17 protein-coding genes are annotated in these 20,203 nt (G+C 72.8%); 2 read left to right on the top strand and 15 right to left on the bottom strand.

Features of this window, described 5'->3' with window-relative positions:
* Positions 1–12: 12 nt before the first annotated feature.
* Positions 13–738, top strand: coding sequence for an HD domain-containing protein (locus ABGB10_RS29975; protein WP_347664344.1), 726 nt, complete (start codon positions 13–15; stop codon positions 736–738).
* 150 nt (positions 739–888) lie between these two features.
* Positions 889–2,382, top strand: a complete 1,494-nt coding sequence (locus ABGB10_RS29970; protein ID WP_347664343.1) for an FAD-binding oxidoreductase — start codon at positions 889–891, stop codon at positions 2,380–2,382.
* A 248-nt stretch (positions 2,383–2,630) separates the two neighbouring features.
* On the opposite strand, the gene ABGB10_RS29965 is transcribed toward ABGB10_RS29970, so the two are convergent.
* The 15 genes from ABGB10_RS29965 to ABGB10_RS29895 form a co-directional block, all read right to left on the bottom strand.
* Entirely contained in the window at positions 2,631–3,410 is a 780-nt protein-coding gene (locus ABGB10_RS29965; RefSeq protein WP_347664342.1) for a BTAD domain-containing putative transcriptional regulator, read from the bottom strand.
* A gap of 137 nt (positions 3,411–3,547) precedes the next feature.
* Complete coding sequence (locus tag ABGB10_RS29960; RefSeq protein WP_347664341.1) at positions 3,548–4,675, bottom strand: hypothetical protein; 1,128 nt, start codon at positions 4,673–4,675, stop codon at positions 3,548–3,550.
* A 13-nt stretch (positions 4,676–4,688) separates the two neighbouring features.
* Positions 4,689–7,034 (bottom strand): hypothetical protein, encoded by a 2,346-nt coding sequence (locus tag ABGB10_RS29955; protein ID WP_347664340.1) that lies wholly within the window; start codon positions 7,032–7,034, stop codon positions 4,689–4,691.
* A gap of 12 nt (positions 7,035–7,046) precedes the next feature.
* Positions 7,047–8,483, bottom strand: a complete 1,437-nt coding sequence (locus tag ABGB10_RS29950; RefSeq protein WP_347664339.1) for a baseplate J/gp47 family protein — start codon at positions 8,481–8,483, stop codon at positions 7,047–7,049.
* On the bottom strand, positions 8,476–8,979 hold the full coding sequence (locus ABGB10_RS29945) for a hypothetical protein (protein ID WP_347664338.1): 504 nt from the start codon (positions 8,977–8,979) through the stop codon (positions 8,476–8,478). The genes ABGB10_RS29950 and ABGB10_RS29945 overlap by 8 nt, the downstream gene beginning before the upstream one ends.
* Before the next feature lies 1 nt (position 8,980).
* The gene (locus ABGB10_RS29940; RefSeq protein WP_347664337.1) at positions 8,981–9,304 is read right to left on the bottom strand and encodes a hypothetical protein; all 324 of its coding nucleotides are present in this window, start codon (positions 9,302–9,304) and stop codon (positions 8,981–8,983) included.
* A 10-nt stretch (positions 9,305–9,314) separates the two neighbouring features.
* Positions 9,315–11,342 (bottom strand): hypothetical protein, encoded by a 2,028-nt coding sequence (locus ABGB10_RS29935; RefSeq protein ID WP_347664336.1) that lies wholly within the window; start codon positions 11,340–11,342, stop codon positions 9,315–9,317.
* The gene (locus ABGB10_RS29930) at positions 11,339–11,989 is read right to left on the bottom strand and encodes a hypothetical protein (RefSeq protein WP_347664335.1); all 651 of its coding nucleotides are present in this window, start codon (positions 11,987–11,989) and stop codon (positions 11,339–11,341) included. The genes ABGB10_RS29935 and ABGB10_RS29930 overlap by 4 nt, the downstream gene beginning before the upstream one ends.
* Positions 11,989–12,489 carry a hypothetical protein gene (locus tag ABGB10_RS29925; protein ID WP_053659787.1) on the bottom strand — a complete coding sequence of 167 codons (501 nt, stop codon included), beginning with the start codon at positions 12,487–12,489 and terminating at the stop codon, positions 11,989–11,991. Before ABGB10_RS29925 ends, ABGB10_RS29930 begins: the two co-directional genes overlap by 1 nt.
* A gap of 2 nt (positions 12,490–12,491) precedes the next feature.
* A complete protein-coding gene (locus tag ABGB10_RS29920; protein WP_347664334.1) occupies positions 12,492–13,970 on the bottom strand; it encodes a hypothetical protein in 1,479 nt (492 codons plus the stop codon).
* A complete protein-coding gene (locus tag ABGB10_RS29915; protein ID WP_347664333.1) occupies positions 13,967–17,203 on the bottom strand; it encodes a hypothetical protein in 3,237 nt (1,078 codons plus the stop codon). The genes ABGB10_RS29920 and ABGB10_RS29915 overlap by 4 nt, the downstream gene beginning before the upstream one ends.
* Before the next feature lie 2 nt (positions 17,204–17,205).
* The gene (locus ABGB10_RS29910) at positions 17,206–17,460 is read right to left on the bottom strand and encodes a hypothetical protein (protein WP_347664332.1); all 255 of its coding nucleotides are present in this window, start codon (positions 17,458–17,460) and stop codon (positions 17,206–17,208) included.
* 27 nt (positions 17,461–17,487) lie between these two features.
* Entirely contained in the window at positions 17,488–17,916 is a 429-nt protein-coding gene (locus tag ABGB10_RS29905; RefSeq protein WP_088948444.1) for a hypothetical protein, read from the bottom strand.
* A 17-nt stretch (positions 17,917–17,933) separates the two neighbouring features.
* A complete protein-coding gene (locus ABGB10_RS29900) occupies positions 17,934–19,103 on the bottom strand; it encodes a hypothetical protein (RefSeq protein WP_347664331.1) in 1,170 nt (389 codons plus the stop codon).
* Positions 19,104–19,140: 37 nt separating this feature from the next.
* A complete protein-coding gene (locus ABGB10_RS29895) occupies positions 19,141–20,082 on the bottom strand; it encodes a hypothetical protein (protein WP_347664330.1) in 942 nt (313 codons plus the stop codon).
* Positions 20,083–20,203: the final 121 nt, after the last annotated feature.

Below are 20,203 nucleotides of genomic sequence, written 5' to 3'. Positions count from 1 at the left end.
TATAAGTGACGCATGGACTTCCCGCCGCACCTGGGCAGCATGCCGATGCACGCGATCACCGAGATCCACGGCGAACCGGGCCTGCTGGAGCGTTTCCGGTTGGAGGTCCAGCAGTTCGACGACGCCGCCCGGGCGCGGTTGACCGCCGCGCTCGATCTCGCCGCCGACCTGCACCGCGACGACCGACGGGTCCGTGAGCCGTACCTGAACCACCTGTTGCGGGTGGCGATCCGGTTGATGCACCACTACCAGGTGCGGGACGTGGACGTGATCGTCGCCGGTCTGCTGCACGACGCGGTCGAGGACCACCCGACGGAGCTGGCCGACGGCGACCCGGGGGCCGACCCGACCGGGGCCGCGTTGCGCGCGCTCGCCGCGCGGTTCGGGCCGCGGGTGGCCACCCTGGTCGCCGCCGTCACCAACCCGGTGTACGACCCCGAGCGGGACCGCAACGCGCAGTACCGGGAGCACCTGGCGGTCAGCCTGGACCGGGAGCCCTGGGCTCGGGTGATCAAGGTGTCGGACTTCACCGACAACGGGGTGGGCGTGATCCACACGGTCGGGCCGAAGGTCGTCTCGTCGGCCCGGAAGTACCGGCCGTTGGTGCCGCTGTTCCGGGACCTGATCGGCCGGCCGGACACCCCGTTGTCGCCGGCCGTGAAGCGGCACATCTTCGCCCAGCTCGACCTTGCCGAGGAGCGGTTCAGCGCCATCCTGGACCAGCCCGCCCCGAACTGACGGCGGTCGCATCACCCGACTGGGTTCCGTGACAAGTTCTCGGATCTGCCAGGAAGCCTCGGGCCTTACGGTTGGTTTGCGCCAGATGAGAGGGAAATGCCCCTCTCGGTTCATCTTTCGGGCGTGTCACCAATCGAGAGGATTCGGACCATGCGCGACCTTTCCCGTCGCGATCTGCTCAGGGCGACGGCCGTCGGCGCCGGAGCGGTCGCCATCCCGAGCGTGATCGCCGGCAGCTCGGCAATCGCCGCCGACGGTCCCGGGTGGCCCTCCGACGCGAAGTTCCCACCGGCCGAGCTGACCGGCCGGATCGTCCGCCCGCAGAGCCCCGACTACGCGGAGGCCAGCCTCGGTTGGGACGAGTTGTTCGTGCACTATCCGCTGGTCATCGTCTTCGCTCAGGAGACCCGGGACGTGGTCAACGCGCTCACCTGGGCGCGGCAGCACGACGTCGCGCTGCGGGTACGCAGTGGCCGACACAACCTGGAAGGCTGGTCGAACGTCGACAACGGCATCGTGATCGACGTCAGCGAGCTGAAGGACGTCCACATCGACACCGCCACCCGCACGGCGAAGGTCGGCGCGGGGCTCAACCAGTCGGAGGCGGTGACCGCCCTCGGCGAGCACGATCTCGCGGCGACGACCGGCACGGAGGGGACGGTGGGCCTCTCCGGGGCGACCCTCGGCGGCGGCTTCGGCTTCCTCACCCGCTACCTCGGGATGGCCTGCGACAACCTGATCGGCGCGGAGATCGTCGTGGCGGCGGGCGTCGACGGGGCGAAGGTGCTCGAGGTGGACCCGTGGAACCACCCGGACCTGCTCTGGGCGCTGCGCGGAGCGGGCAACGGCAACTTCGGGATCGTCACCTCGCTGACCTACCAGGTCGCTCCGCTGAAGAGCGTCGCCTACCTGCAGGTGACCTGGCCCGGTCTCGGCGACCTGCACGAGGTCTTCGACGCCTGGCAGCGTGTCGGACCGTTCACCGACCCCCGCCTCGGCACCCAGGTCGAGGTGCACCCGAATGAGATCCTGCTGTTCGCGGTGCTCGCGGAGGGGTCGGAGGCAGAGGCCAGGAAACTGCTGGCACCGATCCTGTCGATCGGCAACCCCACGGTCACGACGCAGATCGGTGGCTGGGGCGACGTCTACGCCGGCTTCCAGATCCCGAACGAGGACGAGCCGGCGAAGTGGAAGTTCTTCTCCCAGTTCACCCGTGAGCCGTTCCCGGCGAAGGCGGTCAGCGTGATCCAGGCGTTCATGGAGAAGTCGCCCTCGCCGGACAGCAACTTCTTCACCCAGGCCTTCGGCAGGGGGGCGCAGCGGCAGGAGCCGTTCGGTGGTGCGGCCTTCCCGCACCGCGACGCGCTCTTCTACTCCGAGCCCGGCGTCGGCTGGGGCACCCGCGGCGAACCCGACAGCGACGACGCCGTCACCCCGATCGCCCAGACCTGGATCGCCGAGTTCAGCCAGGCGCTGCGGCCCTACGTCGACGGCGCCTACGTCAACGTGCCGAACATCGGCATGGCCGAGTGGGAGAAGGCCTACTGGGGGCGCAACTTCCCCCGGCTGCGCAAGATCAAGGCGAAGTACGACCCGCACAACGTCTTCCAGTACGAGCAGAGCATCCCGCCCGCGACGCACTGACCCGGATGACCGACGTGCGGGGTGCCGCCCCCCGCACGTCGGTCACCGCCAACCCCACCCCAGCCCCACCTTTGCTCTGCACCCGCGGAGGCGACAGCTACCGTGCGCGACCGGTGCCTATCGGGGTGCAGAGCAAAGGACCCGCAGGTGCAGCGCAAAGGAGCGCGCGCGCCCCGTGGGCACGTCGAGGTCTCGCGCGGGCAGGCACGAGGGTGCGACGCGCCGGCCGGGATGGGCGGTGCGGCCGCTCACGGATGCGGGAGCGCGGCCCCGGACCTGCCGGCCTGCATCAGGCGTTCGAGCCAGGGTGTCGGGGCGACACCCAACTCCCGGCCCAGGTCGGCGCGGAACAGCTCGAACCGCCGTACCGCCTCGTTGATGTTGCGCTCCGCCAGGTGCACCGCGATCAACGTGCGGGTGGCGCTCTCCCGCAGCGGCTCCAACTGCACAGCGGTCAACGCCACCTGCACCGCCTCGCTGAACCGGCCCTGCGTGGTGAGCCGCTCGGCGAGCGCCTCCAACGCGTACAGCTGCGTCTGGCGCAGGCGTTCCCGCTCGGTCAGCACCCAGTCGTCGTACCAGCCGGGCAGCAGCTCACCGGTCGCCAGCGCCGGCACACCGGGGCCGACGTCGACCGGTGACCCGCCGGCCAGCAGGGCGGTGGCCGCCGCGCCCAGCGTGGCCACGTCGCTGGTCACCCCGGTGGCCAGGACCAGCCCGTCGTCCTCGTCCACCAAGGGCTCGGGAGTCACCCGGTGCAGCCGCCACAGCATGGTGCGCAGGTTGGCCCGAGCCCGCTCCTCGTGCGAGCCGGGCCAGAGCGTGCCGGCGGCCTCCGAGCGGCCACACCGCTGGCGTACGCCGAGGTAGGCCAGCAGTCGGCGAGCGCCCTGCGGCACCGTCACCACCCGCCCGTCGCGCTCCAATCCGAACCCCCCGAGCAGCCGCAACGCGTACCGGGGAGGCTGCCCCGCCTCGATCTCCGATGCCGCGGTGCGAAGGTCGTGCGATACCTCGTGAACAGCCATGCCTGCGCCTCTCGCACCGGATCGCCCCGTGGGAGTTCCACGGTCGGGTGTGGACGATCGCCGCGCCAGCGCAGTGTCGTCACACCGACCCGGCGAGCGGCGTGGATCAACCGTTCGCCGGATCCGGCACCGACCGTTCAGCGCAGCTTGCTCAGCGTCCGGGCGTACCCGGTCCACTCGGCGGCGTCGCCGACGTTCGCGCGCACCTGGGCTTCCTTCATGATGGCGAGCACCTGCTCAGCCGGCGCCTCGGCCAACTTGCCGAGCGTGCTGATCCCGGCGCGGGCCAGCGCCGCCCGGGCCTTGGTCGGCACCCCGCTGAGCATGGCGATGTCGGCGTCCCCGACGTTCTCCAACTCGCTCTCGATGCCGAGCGCGGCGGCGACCGCCGACTGGGCCCCGACGGTGGTCCGGACGATCACCGCCTCCCGCTCGCTCACCTCGCCGAGCATCGCGTCCACGCTCGGGTAGCTGGTGTCCGCCGGCAGCACCTTGAGCACGTCGCGGATCAGCCGACCGTCGGCCACCTCCTCCTCGCCGAAGACGCGGATGAACTCCGACAGCTTCACCTCGCGCGGGAAGCGCTGCCGGACGTCGTCGTGCTCGGCGGCGTACCGCTCCAGGTAGGCCGCGCCCCGGACCTTCGGCCCGACGACCACGTCCACGCCGAGGGTCTCCACGGCGGGCAGCACGATGGTGCCGGCCTTGGTCTGCCAGATGCTGACCTTCTTGTCCATGAACATCGTGGTGCCCATGTACTTGCCGAAGTCCAGCGTGCCGATGTAGTTGGGGATCTGTTCGATCGTGTACGGGCCGGGGACGATCTTGTTCTCGTGCACCGTCGAGTGCAGCCGGTTGATCTCCGCGCGGATCTCGTCGAGCAGCCGGCGCAGGCTGACCCGCATCGCCGCCATGCAGGAGAACGCCTTGGCCAGGTCGGTGCCGAGGTGGTCCAGGTCGTGTTCGATGCGGTGGAACCGCTCGTTGAAGCCCTGCTCCCCCGGGGTCTGCCCGGCCTGCACCACGTCCTCGCCGTCGACCCAGTCGCTGTGGGCGAAGGTGCGGGCGAACGGTGGCGGCGCGCAGCCCGGCTCCACCGCGGGGAACGACTCGGCGTAGCTGAACACCCGCTTCGCGGTGCCCACGTTCTCGTAGATCCAGGATGAGACCAGCACGCTGGCGTCCGAGGCCGGAATGCCGTGCTGGGTGAACGCCTCGTACAGCTCGGTGACGGTCACCCCGTCGTAGTTGATCTCGCTCGCCATGGTGGTGTCCCTCTCAGAGCTGGTCGTACACGCCGCGGTGCCGGCGCTGCTGGAAGGTGCGGAAGGTCCGGGCCACCGACGGGCGCAGCGGCTCGGCGGTGCCGTCGTCGTCGAGGTCGACGTGGTCGCGACGAATGCCGAACGTGTTGACCTCCACGCCGAGCGGGCAGACCCGGGTCAGCGCGTTCATCAGCCGCTCGTACTGCGCCAGGGTCAACGTCACCCCGTCGGGCAGCTCCACCCGGAACTCGTACGGGTCGGTCAGGCCGGTCCGCACGTAGGAGAGCGCCACCACGGCGACCAGGCCGGCGTGGGTGGGCCGCAGCGTGGTCCGCGCACCGACCGCCTTGATCTCCGCGGTGCCGCCGCCGAGCCCCACGGTGTACCAGCGGAACCCGGTGGCCCGGCGCTCGGCCAGGTTCAGCCCGGCCTGCGGCAGGCCGATCACGCTGCACACCAGCAGCACCCGGTTGCCCGTCTCGACGAGTGGCAGCGCGGCGGCGAGGTGCTGGTCGCGCAGCAGCCCGACCAGGCGGGCCAGCCGATCACCGGCGGCCGGCTGGCCGGCGATCAGCGCGGAGGCCAACGCCGCCGGCAGTTCGATGGTCTCCACCAGCTCGTCGGGGAGCCGGTTCAGCGCGGCCACCACCGGCGCCGGGTCCCGCACCGCCGGCAGACCGGCGGCGGCCAGGACCTGGTCGACCGGCTGCCCGGCCGGCCGGGTCGGTACCGCCGCCCACCGGGTGCGGGCCACCGCGTCGGTCAACGGGTTCCAGGCCGGCTCACCGGCGCTGGTCCAGGCCGCCCCGGCCGCGGTCAACCCGGCCAGCAACAGCGCGTTGCCGCCCGGGTCACCGGGCGCGTGGAACTGCGCCTCGACGTTCGTGTTCGCGCCGACCGTCGCGCTCAACGGCGCGGTCACCGCCAGCCCCCGGGTGGGCAGGTGCGACAGGTACATCCTGGTGGTGCTGATCCGGTGCGTGGTCGGCAGCCCGCACACCCGCCACAGCCACGCCACCTCGCCGTCGGCCGCCACGGTGGGCACACCGCGCGCCCGAGCGGCGGCGATCAGCGCCTCGGCGGTCCGGTCCGCGGTGACCGCGCGCCCGGTGTCCAACACCCGGTTGCGCAGGTCGGTCGCCTGCGCGGGGGTCGGCCAGCTCACGTCCACGCCGAGACCCAACTCGTAGCGGCTGCCACCGGCGTCGTCCTGGGCCCGGGTCACCTGCCACACGATCGACGAGCCGAGCGCCCGGCAGACCCGTCCCGCCCGGTCCAGGGCGGCGGCCAGCGGCGGCGCGATGCCGTGGGTGCTGTCGAAGGTGTACGACTGGCGCAGGCTGGCCCGCAGCGCGGTGATCTCGGCCAGCCGGTTGGTCGGCAGCGCCCGGCCGGCGTGCACGGTGTTGTTCGGCGGGGTGTTCGCGGGTAGGACGAGACGGTCGCGGCGCAGTTGGCCGAGGAAGTTCGTGCGGTGCTGCGGATCGCCGGCGGCGACCAGCCGGATGGCCACCGCGAACCGGTCGTCGTCCTCGCGCAGGGTGAACCGTGCACCGCCGGGCAGGTCGGCGAAGAGCCCGGTGTTCGGGTCGGTGTCCGCGCCGGGGCCGTTGAGCAGCCGCCGTACCGCACCCGGGGTGGGCAGCAGGAACCGCCGGTAGAGCCCGAGCCGGTGGGCGTACGAGGCGTCCTGTTCGCGGGCCGGCGGGGCCAGCCGCCGGGCGTACACCTCGCCGTTGGTCGGCTCGTGCACCAGCTCGTCGACGAAGCGGGCCACCCCGACGTCCGCGCCGATCCGGTCCAGCGCGTCACGCCGGGCGTGCGCCAGGGTGCGGTACGCGTGCACCTCCCGGGCCGCGCGGCGCAGCCGGTGCTTCTCGTACGACACCAGGTAGAGCAGCCGACCGAGGTTGCCCTCCAGCACGGCCAGCTCGAGCAGCCCGGTGAGCGCCGCACCGGTGACCGCCGTGGCGGCGGCTCCGTCGACGGCCCGCTCGGCCGTGACGGCGACGGCGAACGAGGCGACCAGCGGCTCGTCGGCGGTGTCCGGGACGTACGCGGGCACCGACGCCCCGGCGGCCGACCAGGGCGCGAAGACCACCGGTGGCAGCACCCGCTCCCCCGCACCACCCGGGTCCACCGTGACGGTCACCCGCACGGTCTCCTCGGCCAGGTCGCGGCGCAGCACGACGGTGAGCAGCGGATGCCGGCTGGTCCAGTCCACCACCGCGGCGCCGGTGCCGGCGAGCGGCACCACCACCCGCCGGACGGTGCCCGGGTACGGGCCTTCCAGCTGGTCGACGAGGTTACGTTCGACGGACGGGTCGGCGCCGTCCACCGGTACCCGGATGTCGGTCATCGGGGCCCCCGCTCAGACGATCCGGAACGGCCGGGGGTCGTCCCGGTCGACGTAGACGGGCACCTGGTTGGTGGCGAGCACCGCGTTGTCGCCGACCGGCAGTCGCTGTACACCGTCGCCGGTGGGCGCGCTGCCGGTCACCACCACCGCCGAGTCGGCCGGGAAGCGCACCAACCGCAGCTCGCGGACGTCCGCGACGCCCGGCTCGTTCATCAGCGTCCAGATCACCTCGGCGGCCCGGACCGGCTCGCCGAAGGGCAACTCGTCGACGTAGCGGCGCAACCGGGCGTGCAGCCGTGCGCGTAGCTCGGTGGCTGCGGTGGAGGCGTTCACCGTCTCCGTCGAGCCGGTGGGCAGTGGCAGGCCCCGGATCACCAGATCGGCCTCCACGCCGATGCCCACCTCGTCGGCCCGGTCCACGGAGGCGAAGATGCCCACCGGGCGCAGGTCCTCGATGACCGACTCGACGGCGGCGTGCAGCCCGTCCGGGCCGTCCCAGATGGCTGCGGCGGTCGGCGCGACAAGCACCGTGACGTAGTACGGGTTGCCCAGGTCACGTTCGGTGCTGAAGACCCGCTCGATGAAGTTGAAGTTACCGAAGATGGACTGGTTGAGGTCCAGCCCGCCCCGGCCGTCGAAGACCTGCACCTGACGTACGCCGGGCACGGTGGCGACGGCCAGTCCGATCGCCTCGGCCGTCCAGATGGAGCGGGGCGCGGCCAGCAGCAGTTGCCGGTAGCGGGCGTCGGGGACCTGCTGTTCGCCCCCGGTCAGCGCGACGGTGTGGGTGATCTCCACCAGCTCGGCCCCGGCGGCCTGCTCGGCGTCGTCCAGGTCGGCCAGCAGGGTGTCGGCCCGGTTCCACCTGTCGATCTTCTGGTTGGGTTGGGTGGGGTCGAGGTTGTGCGCGGGGCCGGGGTAGAACGCGGCGACGGCCGGCACCCGTTCACCGACGGCGGCGGAGAGCACCACCGTCTCGTCCAGGGCTACGTGGTGCCCCCCGGGCGTGGACAGCCGCGCGCCCCTGGGCAGCGTGAGCTGGGTGCGCCCGGTGGGCAGGGCGGCCTTCAGTTTCAACTTCACCGTGCCCCGGGCCGGCAGGTACGGCCGGGGTATGCCGAGTTCCTCGCCGAGGCGGGTCAGCGCGTCGGCGGTCGCCGACACCACGTACGAGTTGTCGTAGACGGCACCGAGCGCCGCCCACAGCCGGGCGTCCTCCAGCGCGGCCAGTTCGAGGACCTTGCGCAGCACCGCGCCGCTGGTCAGGTCGATGTCGTCGCCGAAGAGCAGCCGGGCGGTGGCCAACTTCTCGGCGAGCAGCCGGGCGAAGGACTTCGGCACGAAGCCGCTCTCGACGATGCCGAAGCCGGTCGAGCCGGTGGCCCGCAGCGCGGCGGCGTCGACGGCCAGGACGTCGGCCAGCTCGGCCGGGAGGGTGGGATCAGACACTGGGCAGCTCCCCGAGATGCACCGAGAGCCGGTCGTCGGTGATGGTTTCGAACTGGACCTGGACCTGCAGGGTGCGGGACGCGCGCAGCGCGGCCTTCGCCGCGTCGTCGGTGCCGGTCGCACCGAGGCGGCCGTCGTCGAGGTTGACGTCGACGATCCTGCGGACGCGCGGGTCGCGGTCGAGCAGGGTGATGATGCCGATGCGTACCTGTTCGCGGATCAGGTTCGGCTCGATCTGCTCGGCGAGGGCGTTGAGGCCGTCGAAGCCGAAGGTGGCGTCGAAGACGTTGGAGCCGCGCAGCGTGGTCAGCGCCACCGCGAGGCTCTGGGCCACGTTGTCGGTGCCGGCGACGAGGGCCAGCACCCGGCCGTTCGGGCTGTCGTCGAAGACGACGTCGCGGGCCAGGTCCACGCCGGGCATGGTGGGTTCGAAGGCGAGGCCCCAGCCGAGGTAGCGACGTTGGGCGGCCTGCCGTTCCCGCTCGGTCCGGTCCATCTCAGACCGCCTTCAGCTTGGTCTGCCCGGCGCTGGCGGACAGGGCGGGGGTGCTGCCGTTGGTGGCGCCGCTGAGGGTGCTCAGCGCCACGCCGGCCCCGCCGACGTGCAGCTTCGCAGCGGCGCCGGTCGCCGACACCACCGTCTTGCACTGCACGGTGGAGCTGCTGTCGGTGATCGTGCAGCCGGTCACCGACTTTCCCGTGATCCCGTCGAGACGGGTCACCTGGGCGCCGGCCACGACCAGCTTCGCCTGCCCGGCCGGGGAGACCTTGCCCTGGCTGGGGCAGTGCACGTCGCTCGACGTGGTGAGCACGAAGGCCATCTCGTTCTCCTCAGTGGACGTTCATCGCGTTGTCGACCTGGACGTCGACGTCGTCGGCGGCGATGTTGACGGTGCCGCCGCTGATGTTCACCGCGCCGTTGCCCGCGTCCAGGTCGATCCGGGTGGCGGTGATGGTGATCGAGCCGTCCTGCTTCATCACGATCGACGACCCGCCGGCGGCGTGCTCGATGGTGATGCTGTCGGCCTCGTCGGCGCGGGCCGGGCGCTGACCTCGACCCTGTAACTGGGCCCGGCCCACCCGCACGGTCAGCTCACCCAGCTCGATGACCCGGTTGCCGTCGCCGTCGGTGAGGTCGTGCGCGACCTTGCCGTCGTGGTCGGCGGGCACCACCGTGTCGGCGACCGACGAACGACTGTTGGTGGCCACGCCGACCGGCAGCGACAACCACCAGTCCCCAGGCTGCGAGACCGGGGCGTGCCCGGTGGGCCAGAGCGCGCCCACCTCCACCGGGTCGTCCGGCGCGCCGTTGCGGTAGGCCAGCGCCACCCGGGTGCCCGGATAGCGGGGCAGGATGAGCCCACAGCCACCCCAGGCGAACGGGGTCAGGTAGGTCACCCCTGGCAGCGGCGCGGGCTGCTCCCGGCGGACCGGCAGGCGGCGGGCGCCGTTGGGTCGACCGTCCGCGCGGACCAGCCCCTCCCACACCGTCTCGGTCTGCGCCGGCGGCTCCACCGCGCCGCTGGCGTTGGTGGCCGCCGCGCGTACCTCGCCGATCTCCAGGCCGCGCGTCTCGCCCCGGGCCGCCCGGGCCGCCCGGCGCACCGCCTCCGCGGCGGCCACACCGGGCGACGACGTCGGACCGGCCGGCTCAGCCGCGGCCGCACCGGAGGCGTCGCTCCAGCTGTCCCAGGCCTGGGCGCCCGAGGTGACCTCGACGCCCTGCACCACAGTGACGAAACCGGCGGTACGCGACAGGGTGTGCCGGGCGGCGCTGAGGTAGAGCAGTTTCGCCCCCGCGCCCAACTCCCCGGTCGACGGGGCGAACGGCGCGGCGAACGAGCCGAGCAGCGCCGCGCCGACGCTGCCCAGCGTGGTGGCCTCGTCCACCGCCGGCGGGTCGAAGCACACCAGGTCACCGGGCTTCAGATCGGGGCGACCCTTCAGGGTCAGCGTCCACGCCCGACGGCGCGGCGCGGCCGTGCCACCGGCCTCGGTGGCCGCGTACGGGTCGGTGTCCTGGCTGCCGTTCTCGGTGCAGGCCAGCAGGCCGGTGGCGAGCGTGAGCGGCTTGGGTTCCCCCTCCGGGTAGGGGACCGGCCGCTTGCCGACGTGCACGGTGCCGTCGCGGATCAGCAGCATCCCCCGCCCGTACGCGTTGAGCGACTGCTGCAACGCGCCGCCGATCCGCTCCAGCGCGGCACGGTAGAGCAGCCCGGCGCCGAAGGCGGCCCGTTCGTCGCCGGCCGCCTCGGTGGCGCCCCGGGTCATCGTGCCGTCCCCGTTGGCGCCCCAGGTCGCGATGTCCACCCTGGTCCGCTCGGCGATGGCGCGGATGGCGGCGCTGAAGGTGGCCGCCTCGAACCGTTCGGCGACCCGCTGCCCGAGCCGGGCGTACGCCTGCTCGACGAGGGTCAGCTCGGTGTCGTACGTCCGTTCGCCGGTGAGCCGGCGTACCTTGGTCACCCGCAGCACGGCGACCAGTGCCTGGGTCAGCTCGGCCGGGGTGGGGCCGGCGTTGACGCCGACCAGGTTGGTGAAGAACGCGCCGACCGAGGTGTTGGCGTCGCGCCAGTACAGGTGCAGCTTCGCCACCAGCGGTGGTTGCCCCTCGGCGGTGCGCAGTGCGGCGAAGTGCTCGTCGATCAGCCCCTGCACGGTGACCGTGTACGCGCCGGGGCCGAGCCCGTCGGGCAGCGCGGCGTCGATGGCCGCGTAGTAGTCCGCGCTGGACAGGGTGAGCGCCGCGTCCTGGCTCAGCCCGGTCGGGGTCTCCCGGTGGAAGGTGATCGTCCAGCCGGCGTCGTTGCCGACCGCGCCCTGGCGGACCTGACCGGTCTGGAACGGCGTGAGCGTCATCGCAGCACCCTCCGCAGCTTCTTGTCGAGCAGGTAGCGGTAACGCAGTCGGCCGGGGCCCAGCTCGGATTCGACCCGTTGGGCGGGTGGGCGGCGACGCCACACGAACTCGTTGATCGGCGGCGGTCCGAACTGGTCCGCCGCGCGGTCGGCGCGCCGCCAGGCCAGGGTCAGCGACGAGCCGTAGTCGCCGGAGCCGCGTACCGTCCCGGCGTGCAGCAGCCAGCCGAGCACCACCACCTCGACGGCGACCGGGGCGGACCCGGTGGTGTCGGCGGACGTGCCGGCGTCGGGGCAGACCCGACGGAGGCCGGCGGCGAGCGGCACCGAGCCGAGGATCCGGGTGCCCTGGCGGACCACCAGTCGCAGCGGCACCCGGCCGACCAACGCCGGTGGCGCGGGTACGGTCGGCGGCGCGGGCCGGGGCGCCAGGTCGTCGGCGGAGCTGCTCACCACGGCGAGCGGGTCGGTGTTCAGCCACTGCCGGGCCAGCCCGGTGGGCAGGATCAGCACCGCGTGCACACCGGCGCCCAACTCGACGCGGTGCGGGAGGCCGGCGGTGAGGCTCTGCCGCACCTCGGTGAACCCGTCGGGCACCTCGACGGGCGTCTCCGGCAGCAGGTAGCGGTCGATCGGGAACGGTGGCATCAGTTGCCCAACCCGTCGGCGAGCGCGCCGACTCCGATGCTGGCCACGTCGAGCAGCTTGCCGAGCAGGCTGGGACGGGGCACGTGGACGAGGGTGATGGTGGTGTCCAGGACGTCGCGGCGGGCGGCGGAGGCGTTGAAGGTCAACGACTGCACCTGCATGTCGGTGCGGATGGTCATCGAGGTGACCAGGATCAGCCCGCCGAACTTCCCCCCGGAGTACGCCGCGAGGGCGGTGCCGCGTTTGCTCGCCTCGGCCATCGTCTCCAGGGCGAACTTCCACGCGTAGCGTTCCGCGCCGACGAGCACCCCGGTCAACGTGATGGTGTCGTCGTGGGTGGCCACGATGGCCTTGTGCGCGGTGGAGCCGATCGGCGGCAGGTGGTACGTCTGCGCGAGGGAGATGGCGGTCACCGCCCACAGTGGGATGGGCAGCACCCCGTCACTGATGATCGCCGACGGCACCGTGCCGTACCGCATGAAGCTGCTGGTGATGGCCATGCTCAGCGCCCTCCGGTGGGTGGCAGCGGCACCGGCGTACCGGTGGATTCGACGGCCAGGCCAAGGTCGCGCAGTGCCTGGGTGATCTCGCGGACCTCGCCGGCGGCGCTGGTGACGCGCAGCCGTAGCCGGCGCTCCGCCAGCGCGGCGCTGATCCGCGCGGGCCGGGTGGACGCGGAGCCACGCCGGTTGATCCGGTCGATCTCGGCGGCGGCGTCCTCCATCCGGGAGATCGCGTCGAGGATCCGCGGGTCGGGTGTGAAGCCGGGGTCGTCGCGTTGCAGCCGGGCGATGCCCTCGCGGAAGTCGGCGGCGTCGCGGCGCAGGTTGGTGACGAGGTTGTCGGTGAGGGCGCTGACGCCGCTGACGCTGGTGGCCCGGTGCGACTTGTCGTCGACCAACCACACCCAGCCGTCGTGGCCGATGCCGACCAGGTCGGTGCCGGCGACCTTGACGTTGGCGTCCGGGCCCTTGAGGAACAGCTCGATGCTGCTCAGCGAGAACGCGGCGGTGTACTCGCCGAGCACGCCCCGGCCGTAGGTGACCATGTCGTGGCGCAGGTAGGCCCGGAACCCGGGGCCGTCGTCGGCACGTCCGCCCCGGTCCCGGAAGCGTCGCCAGAGGGTCGCCAGGGCCTCCGGGTTGTGCACGGCGAGCTGCTGGGTGAGCCAGACGTCGCCGCCCTCGACCACCGCCCGCAGGTCCGGATCGCCGATCCGGGCAAGGGCCTCGGCGAGGCGGGCCTCGGTCATCTGCAGGCCGCGGGAGCGGGCGCGACCGAGGTCGTCGACGGCGGTACGCATCCGGGCCAGTTCGTCGGGGGTGAGCCGGCCACCGAGGCGGGTCTCCAGATCCGCGACGGCGGCCCGTTTGCCGCTCTCGGTCTCGGCGGCCACCGCGCGCCACAGCGCCGTCGGTTCCAGCTCGGCGGCGCGGCGTAGCGCGGCCTGCCGGTCCGCCGGCATGGCCCGGAACGCGTCGCCGACGATCGCGGCGGGCTCGGTGTGCCGGCCGGCCGCGCCGCTGCCGGCGTCGAACTCGCGCAGCAGCGAGTCGGCGTACGCGGCGGCGTCGTCGGCCAACCGCAGCGGCGCGTCGCCCACGATGCCGTCGCGGGGTCGGCTCAGCTCGCGCATCTCGGTGTTGAGCTGGTCGAAGTACTCGCCGAGGGTGGCCACTCGCACCCCCTCGGGCAGGGTGCCGCCCTCCAGCACGTGGTCGAGGATCGCGGCGATGTTGTCCCGCAACACGGCGATGCGTTCCAGCCGGTTGACCGCGTTGTTCAGGTGCAGGTCGGCGACGTCGTCGATCATGCGGCGGACGAGGTGCTCCAGCAGTCGCCGGGAGCGCACCTCGCCCGCCTCGCTGTGCGCGGCGATGGTTCGCATGAAGCGTTGCAGTCGTGGGTTGGCGTCGGCGGCGGCGTGCACGGCGGCGGCGTCGAGGAACCGGCCGGCGCGGAACCTGCGTGGCCCGGTCACGGCCGCACCACCGGGACGCGCGGCCCGGCGGTGGCACCACCGGGTTGGGAGTCGAGCACCATGAGGATGAATCGGGCGCCCTCCGGGCCGCCGACCGCGCCGCTGAGCATCGCCTCGCGTTCCACGTAGGCGAGCACCGGCTCCATCAGCTTCTGCACCACCCGTTCCAGCACCTCGTTGAGCAGGATCTCGGTGAGGAACGCCTGGAGCAGGTCACGGGACGCGGCCTCGACGATCTGCCGGGTGACCCGGCGCACCACGTACCCCCGGGCGGCGCGCAGCCCCGCGCGGACGCCGAAGCGCATGGCGACCCGGCCGCCGCGTACGGCCGCGCCGCCGATGGTGCCGGCCTCCGGGATCAGCGACAGGGCCAGACCGAGGTACGCGGCGAACAGCTCGACCTCGACCTCGGTGCGGGTGAGCACCAGCTCCGGGTCGAGCATCGATTCGTACAGGCGCTCGCGCTGGTGGGCGTGCGCCACGTCGACGGCGGCGACGGCCACCCCGACCACGAAACCCAACGGTGGGCAGAGCACCGACAGCGCGATGATCCCGACCATGGTGGCGAACGCGCTCAGCGCCTCCCGGCCCAGTTCGGTGCCGAACAACTCGTCGACGCCTGTGGCGTAGTAGAGGTTGCCGCCGAAGAACTCGCCGATCTGCTGGTGGGTGACCAGGTGGATGCCCTGCAGGGCGAACCGTCCCCGGGGGATCGTCGCCGACGGGATGTGCTCGCTGATCCGGCTGGACTTGAACGCGAACCGGGCGTCGGTGCGGGCACGGCCGAGCATCTCGGTGTTGTTGCGCCGCATGTCCTGTAGCACCCGCCACAGCTCGTCGCGGATCGCGGAGCGGTCGCCGGCGAAGCGGGCCAGCACGTCGGGCAGGTCGGTGATCTGCTTGACCAGCGGGTCGATGCCCTCGGCCTCGCCGCGTTGGATGACCAGCGCCTGTTCGATCTCGGCGAGGGTCCAGAGCACCGCGTGCGAGTCGCGGATCCGGGTGGTGCCGTCGCGTTCGACGATCTCGCCGGCCGCTCCGGGGCTGCTCAGGGCGCCCTCGGTGGCGAGGAACGCGCTGGAGATGGCACGGGCGGCCCCGTACCAGGCGGTGGACGGGTTGGCCATGCTCACCGTGGCGACCGTGCCGCCGCCCAGGTCGGTGTGCGCCTGCGTCCACCGGGCGGCCTCGTGCCGGCGCAGCCGCTCCCGCAACCCCTGAAGCTCGGCGTAGTCGGTGAGCTGGGAGACGATCAACCGCTCGAAGATCGGCGCGTACCTGTCGAAGTTGGCGATCCGCGCGTCGATGCCGGTACGCGAGCTGAGCAGCAGTTGTACGAGCATGGCCTGGCTGCCGACGACGAAGAGCTGCCCGACCGCGCCTTTCACGGCCGGGCTGAACGCCTGGAGGAAGTGCAGGTTCCAGGAGGCGGACGTGTCGATCCAGCCGCCCTGGATCCGGGCGAAGTGCTCGGGCTGGCTGTAGCGGCCCATCACGAGTTGGGCGAGGCGGTCCAGGCGGGGCACGACCCCGGCCAGGTGGCGCAGGAACTGCACGGCCGGCGAGGCGACCGGCCGGAAGTCCAGCGGACCGAGCCGCCCGCTGCCCTCCGGTACGGGTCGGGTGAACGCCTCCCGCTCGGCGGAGCCGACCAGCAGGCTGATCGCTGCGGCCCGGCCGCGCAGCATGGCGGCGGCCTGGAGGCAGAAGTTCGCCGGATAACGGCACGGCTCGCCCATCTGCAGCCGGAACGCGATGTCGTCCATCAGCCGGTGCAGCTCGTCGCCGTCCGGGCCGAGGGCGGCCAGCTCCGGTTCGCCGTTGAAGGGGGCGCAGGCCCGCATCTCGGAGTGTTCGCCGGTGACGGCGGGGAACCGCCGACCCTCGGTGCCGGGTGGGGCGCTGGGGCTGCTCGGGTCGAAGACGAACCCACCCCGGCGGGCGCCGCCGGTGCCGTCCCCGCCGCTGCCACCGGCACCGCCGCCGGGCCCGGTGCCGGTGCCCAACCCGGCCGGTCCGCTGCCGCCCGGTCCGCTGCCCGTGCCACCGGGTCCGCTGCCGGTGCCGGATCCGCCGCCCGCGCCGGAGCCACTGTCGGTGCCCGTGCCGTCGCCGATGCCTCCACCGGGCGGCGCGTTCGGGTCCGGTGGCGCCGCCGGTCGCTGCTCGACGCTGATCGGCAACAGGTTCGCCGTGCCGGTCCAGTGCAGCGTCCTGTCGGTCTCCTCGGTGCCCACCAGCAGCAGGGAGACCCCACCGATGCTGATCACCACGAGGCAGGTCGGCACCGCACCGCCCACCGAGGCGAGGATCGAGTCGACCCGCCGGGTCACCTCGGCGTCGACGGCCCGCTCGATCTGCGCCTGGTACTCGTCCACACTGGTGGTCTCGCCACGCGGCTGGGCGGTCCGCAACCGCTGCCGGATGTCAGCGCTGAGCTCCTCGTCCACCATCGCCACCAGGGCGCTCCGGTCGGCGACCAGCCGCCGCTGCACCGTGCCGGGCTGCGGGCTGGGCACCCGCTCCTCCACCTCGAAGTGCGGCTGCGGGGCGGCCCGGAACACCGTCTCGCCGAACCGTTCGAACGTGAGGACCGACCACGGCGTGGTGTTCACCAGGACGGCCCAGACCGGGCGACCGTCGGAGCCGATCACCCGGGCGATCATCCCCTGCGGGGTCCCCGACGGCAGGCCGCCGTGCTGGCGTACCGCCTCCCGGCCCAGCTCGCCGAGGTGACCGGCCAGGTAGGCGGCCGGGCGTAGCAGCCACTGGTAGGTCACCGGCGGCGGCTCGTCGCCGTCCACCGGCACCTCGGCGGCGTCCCCACCGTCGTCGTAGGACGGCACCCGGTAGACGGCCAGCAGGTGACGCATCCGCTGCGGGTCGAACACCTCGGCCGCCGGCCGGCTCAGCGGCGCGGCCACCCCGGCGGGCAGCCCCGGGTCCAGCCGCGCCGCCGTGACCACCTCGTCGATGCGCCGGCGCAGCCGGGCCTCGAAGGCCCGCCGGTCGTCCGGGGACACCCGCGCACCGCCCGCGCCGGTCCAGCGGAACTCCGGCGCGCCAGCGCGTACCTCCAGATAGCCGCCGCGGGGCGCGACCACCTCGCGGCGGGAGCGTTCCAACGCGCGGGCCAGGGCCGCGCCGAGCGCGTCGGTCACCGCCTCCGGCCGCTCGGTCACCGACCGGGCGTCCAGCCGGATCCGCACCGGCACGTGCACCGAGATGGCCACCGTCAGACCTGCCCGTCCAGGTGCTCGGCGAGGCGGGCCAGCGCGAGGTCGGCGAGCGCGTCGGTGTCGACCGCGCCGCCGGCCACGACCACCTCGATCTCCACCGGGAAGTGGTACGCGATGACCGCGCGATCGTCCTCGGCGACCTGCTCGGCCTCCGCCTCGCTACCGGCCGCCGGCAGCACCAACTCACCCGCGTGCACCAGGGCCAGCCCGGTACGGGTGACCCGGGCGGCACGGCCAGCACCGGTCGCCATTCGCTACCTCCGGTTGATCCTCGTGGGTTACGGCAGGACGGACTGGTCGCCGGTCTTCGGGTCGACTGTGGCGGCGAGGCTGAAGCCGCTGAAGGTCGCCGCTGGGGCGCCGGAGATGGTGGCGGTGGTCGGGGTGGCGCTGGTGATCATGCAGTCCCGCAGGACGAAGGACGAGAACGCCCAGTCGTCGCCGGTGTGCTCCAGCAGCGCGATGTCGAACAGCTCACCGTCGAGGGCCAGCTTGGTGAGCCGGCCGGCGACGTCCCCGATCGCCTTGACGGTCATGGTGAAGTTCATCGACACCGGCGCGTGGATGACACCCAGGTGGGTGACCTCGCACGAGTGCAACGCCTCGACGTTGAGCGAGAAGGACGGGCTGAACGAGTCGATGGGGCTGATCAGCACCGTCTCGGTGCCCTTGGTGTACTGCACCGCGAGGCGGGTCTTCCACTCCATGGTCTGGTTCCTCCGGGTCAGAACTTGGCCACGAGCGTGACCAGCAGGCGGCTCACGGCCGGGCCGTACGTGACGGTGACGACCAGGTCGACGGTGCGGTCGGCCCGGGCGGCGGTGACGATCGAGGTGTCGGTGGCGGTACGTGCGACCTCGGGGATGCCGAGGATGTCCAGCACCGGGATCTCGATGCGGTAGTCGTCGATCACCGCCTGCCGCTTGAGTGGGCCGAGGATGCCGTCGACCTGGGTCTTCAGCAGCGTCATGCCCGGCTTGGTGATCCGCGCGTCGCCGACCAGACCGATCAGGCCGGCACGCAGCATGAACTCGATCTGGTCGAGGGTGCGCACCAGGTCGACGTGCAGCAGGCTCGCGTCGGAGGTGAACAGCCGCCCGTCGGCGAAGTGCAGGCTCTCCCCGGTGATCAGGGTCGGGTCGATGATCGGCGTCAGGTTGGCCTCGGACAGACCCTTGATCTCGGCCGGGCTGTACTGCTTGGCCACCGGGATGGCGACCCCGCGGATCTTCTTGAGCACGATGCTGTGGTGCACTGGCAGGCCGGCCACGGCGGCCATCGCGGCGGTGGCAGCGTCGCCGTCCGCCCCTCGGGCTGCGATCATCACCATCCGGCTGGTGCTGCTCTTGAGCGGGTTCGCGGTGGCGGTGATGTCCGCGACGTAGGTGGGGTTCTTCTCGGTGGCCGGGTTGACCATGGCGAACCCGAGCCGCCGCTGGCCGGCCGCGGACATCGTCTCCACGTGCGCCTTGAGGGCGTGCAGCCCGGTGGGCGCGCCCGCGCCGGCGGGGTTGCCGACGCTCGACTCGTTGGCCAGCGACACCATGGTCACGTCGTCGGCGGCTTCCAGACCACCGAGCGCGGCGGCGTAGTCGTCGCCGGCGACCTTGACCCCGTACACCTTGGACGGGCGCGGGTCCTGCAGGAACGCCAACTCCAGCGAGTTGTAGAGGGCGTTGCGGACCACGTTGCCGGCCTGCCGGCGGGCGAAGTTGGTGACCGCGTCGTCGAGGGTCTCGATCCGGACCGGCGTGTTCGCCGGCGCCGAGCCGCCGTCGGCCGTGGCCGGCGCCTTGCCGACCACGGCGATGACGCCCGGAGAGCGCTGCGCCAGCGGCGCCGGTGGTGGCACGATCCGGACCTCGATGAACGGGAATGCTGCTGTCGGTGCCACGGGTCCTCCCGGACGAAGTTGCTACTGGTCTGAGTTCTCAGGTCGAGACGGCGGCGAGTCCGATGCCGCTGCGGGCGAGCCACTGGCCGGCCCTCGCGAACCGGGCGGCCCGCTTCTGTGCGTCGGTGCCGGTGTCGCCGCCGGGCCAGCCGTCGTCGTCGAACGTCTCGACGGGGACCACCCAGACGGCGACCACCCGATGTCGTCGCCGGACGTCGTCCGGTGCGGGCACGTCCAGCCCCAACTCCTCGGCGCGGGCCCGCACCAGACGGGTCTCGACGAGCAGGTCGGCCAGGGAGAAGCCCTTGTCGCGGACCAGCACGGCTGCGGCGAACGGCAGTGGGCGCGGAGTGGGTGGGGCGGCCGACGGCGCGGCGTAGCGCAGCTTCACGGTGGCGCCGGCGGCCTGCCCGCGCATTCGTGTCACCAGGTCACCGGCGTTCGTGGCGCCGACACCCGCGAGCAGCCGGTCCAGGTGCGCGTCGGTGAACGCGGCCGGCTGGTGCAGCCCGGCCCGCAGTCGGGTCACCAGCCGCGTTCGGCGCTCGGTCTCCAACTGCGCCGGGTCGGACGGCAACGCGCCCAGGTCGGCGATGATCTGCGGGTCGACGTCGAAGGCGGGCACCGCCACGTCGAGGTCCTCGACCCGGTCCCGGGCGGCGCTGGTGCGCACCACCAGACTGCCCCGCCACAACGCGTCGATCCGCAGCGCCGAGCCGCCGAGGCCGTGCAGGCGCACCCGCAGCTCGGTACGGGTGGTCCCGGCGGAGCCCAACCACTCCCCCTCGGCCACGGTGACGGGGGCGGCGGCGAAGCCGAGGGTCAGCTCGTCGAAGACCGCCGCGTACGGCGGCGCGACCGGCATCGCCTCGGTGTCGTACGCGGCCTCGACCAGGTGCGCCAGCGACGCCTCGTCGAAGAGCGACGCGCGGGTGCCAGGGTCGGCCAACCGCACCAGCACCCCGTCGACGAAGTCCACCGCACGGCCTCCCCGTTGCCCGCGCCGGTGCACCCTGCCCGGCTCGGCACGAGGATCGCGAAGGGCCCGTCACCCGAGCGTCACCACCACCGTCACCGCACCCGCGTGCTGCCCCGACTGT

The organism is Micromonospora sp. B9E7, from assembly GCF_039871815.1.
In the GTDB taxonomy this organism is placed as follows: Bacteria; Actinomycetota; Actinomycetes; order Mycobacteriales; family Micromonosporaceae; genus Micromonospora.
This window is presented reverse-complemented; position numbering and strand designations above follow the sequence as displayed.

Bases quoted from the DNA above. Each gene is read 5' to 3' on its own strand.
- ABGB10_RS29910 (WP_347664332.1), bottom strand. From the start codon at position 17,460: ATGGCGACCGGTGCTGGCCGTGCCGCCCGGGTCACCCGTACCGGGCTG.
- ABGB10_RS29975 (WP_347664344.1), top strand. From the start codon at position 13: ATGGACTTCCCGCCGCACCTGGGCAGCATGCCGATGCACGCGATCACC.
- ABGB10_RS29955 (WP_347664340.1), bottom strand. From the start codon at position 7,034: ATGACCGACATCCGGGTACCGGTGGACGGCGCCGACCCGTCCGTCGAA.
- ABGB10_RS29970 (WP_347664343.1), top strand. From the start codon at position 889: ATGCGCGACCTTTCCCGTCGCGATCTGCTCAGGGCGACGGCCGTCGGC.
- ABGB10_RS29965 (WP_347664342.1), bottom strand. From the start codon at position 3,410: ATGGCTGTTCACGAGGTATCGCACGACCTTCGCACCGCGGCATCGGAG.
- ABGB10_RS29905 (WP_088948444.1), bottom strand. From the start codon at position 17,916: ATGGAGTGGAAGACCCGCCTCGCGGTGCAGTACACCAAGGGCACCGAG.
- ABGB10_RS29940 (WP_347664337.1), bottom strand. From the start codon at position 9,304: ATGGCCTTCGTGCTCACCACGTCGAGCGACGTGCACTGCCCCAGCCAG.
- ABGB10_RS29945 (WP_347664338.1), bottom strand. From the start codon at position 8,979: ATGGACCGGACCGAGCGGGAACGGCAGGCCGCCCAACGTCGCTACCTC.
- ABGB10_RS29960 (WP_347664341.1), bottom strand. From the start codon at position 4,675: ATGGCGAGCGAGATCAACTACGACGGGGTGACCGTCACCGAGCTGTAC.
- ABGB10_RS29930 (WP_347664335.1), bottom strand. From the start codon at position 11,989: ATGCCACCGTTCCCGATCGACCGCTACCTGCTGCCGGAGACGCCCGTC.
- ABGB10_RS29925 (WP_053659787.1), bottom strand. From the start codon at position 12,489: ATGGCCATCACCAGCAGCTTCATGCGGTACGGCACGGTGCCGTCGGCG.
- ABGB10_RS29935 (WP_347664336.1), bottom strand. From the start codon at position 11,342: ATGACGCTCACGCCGTTCCAGACCGGTCAGGTCCGCCAGGGCGCGGTC.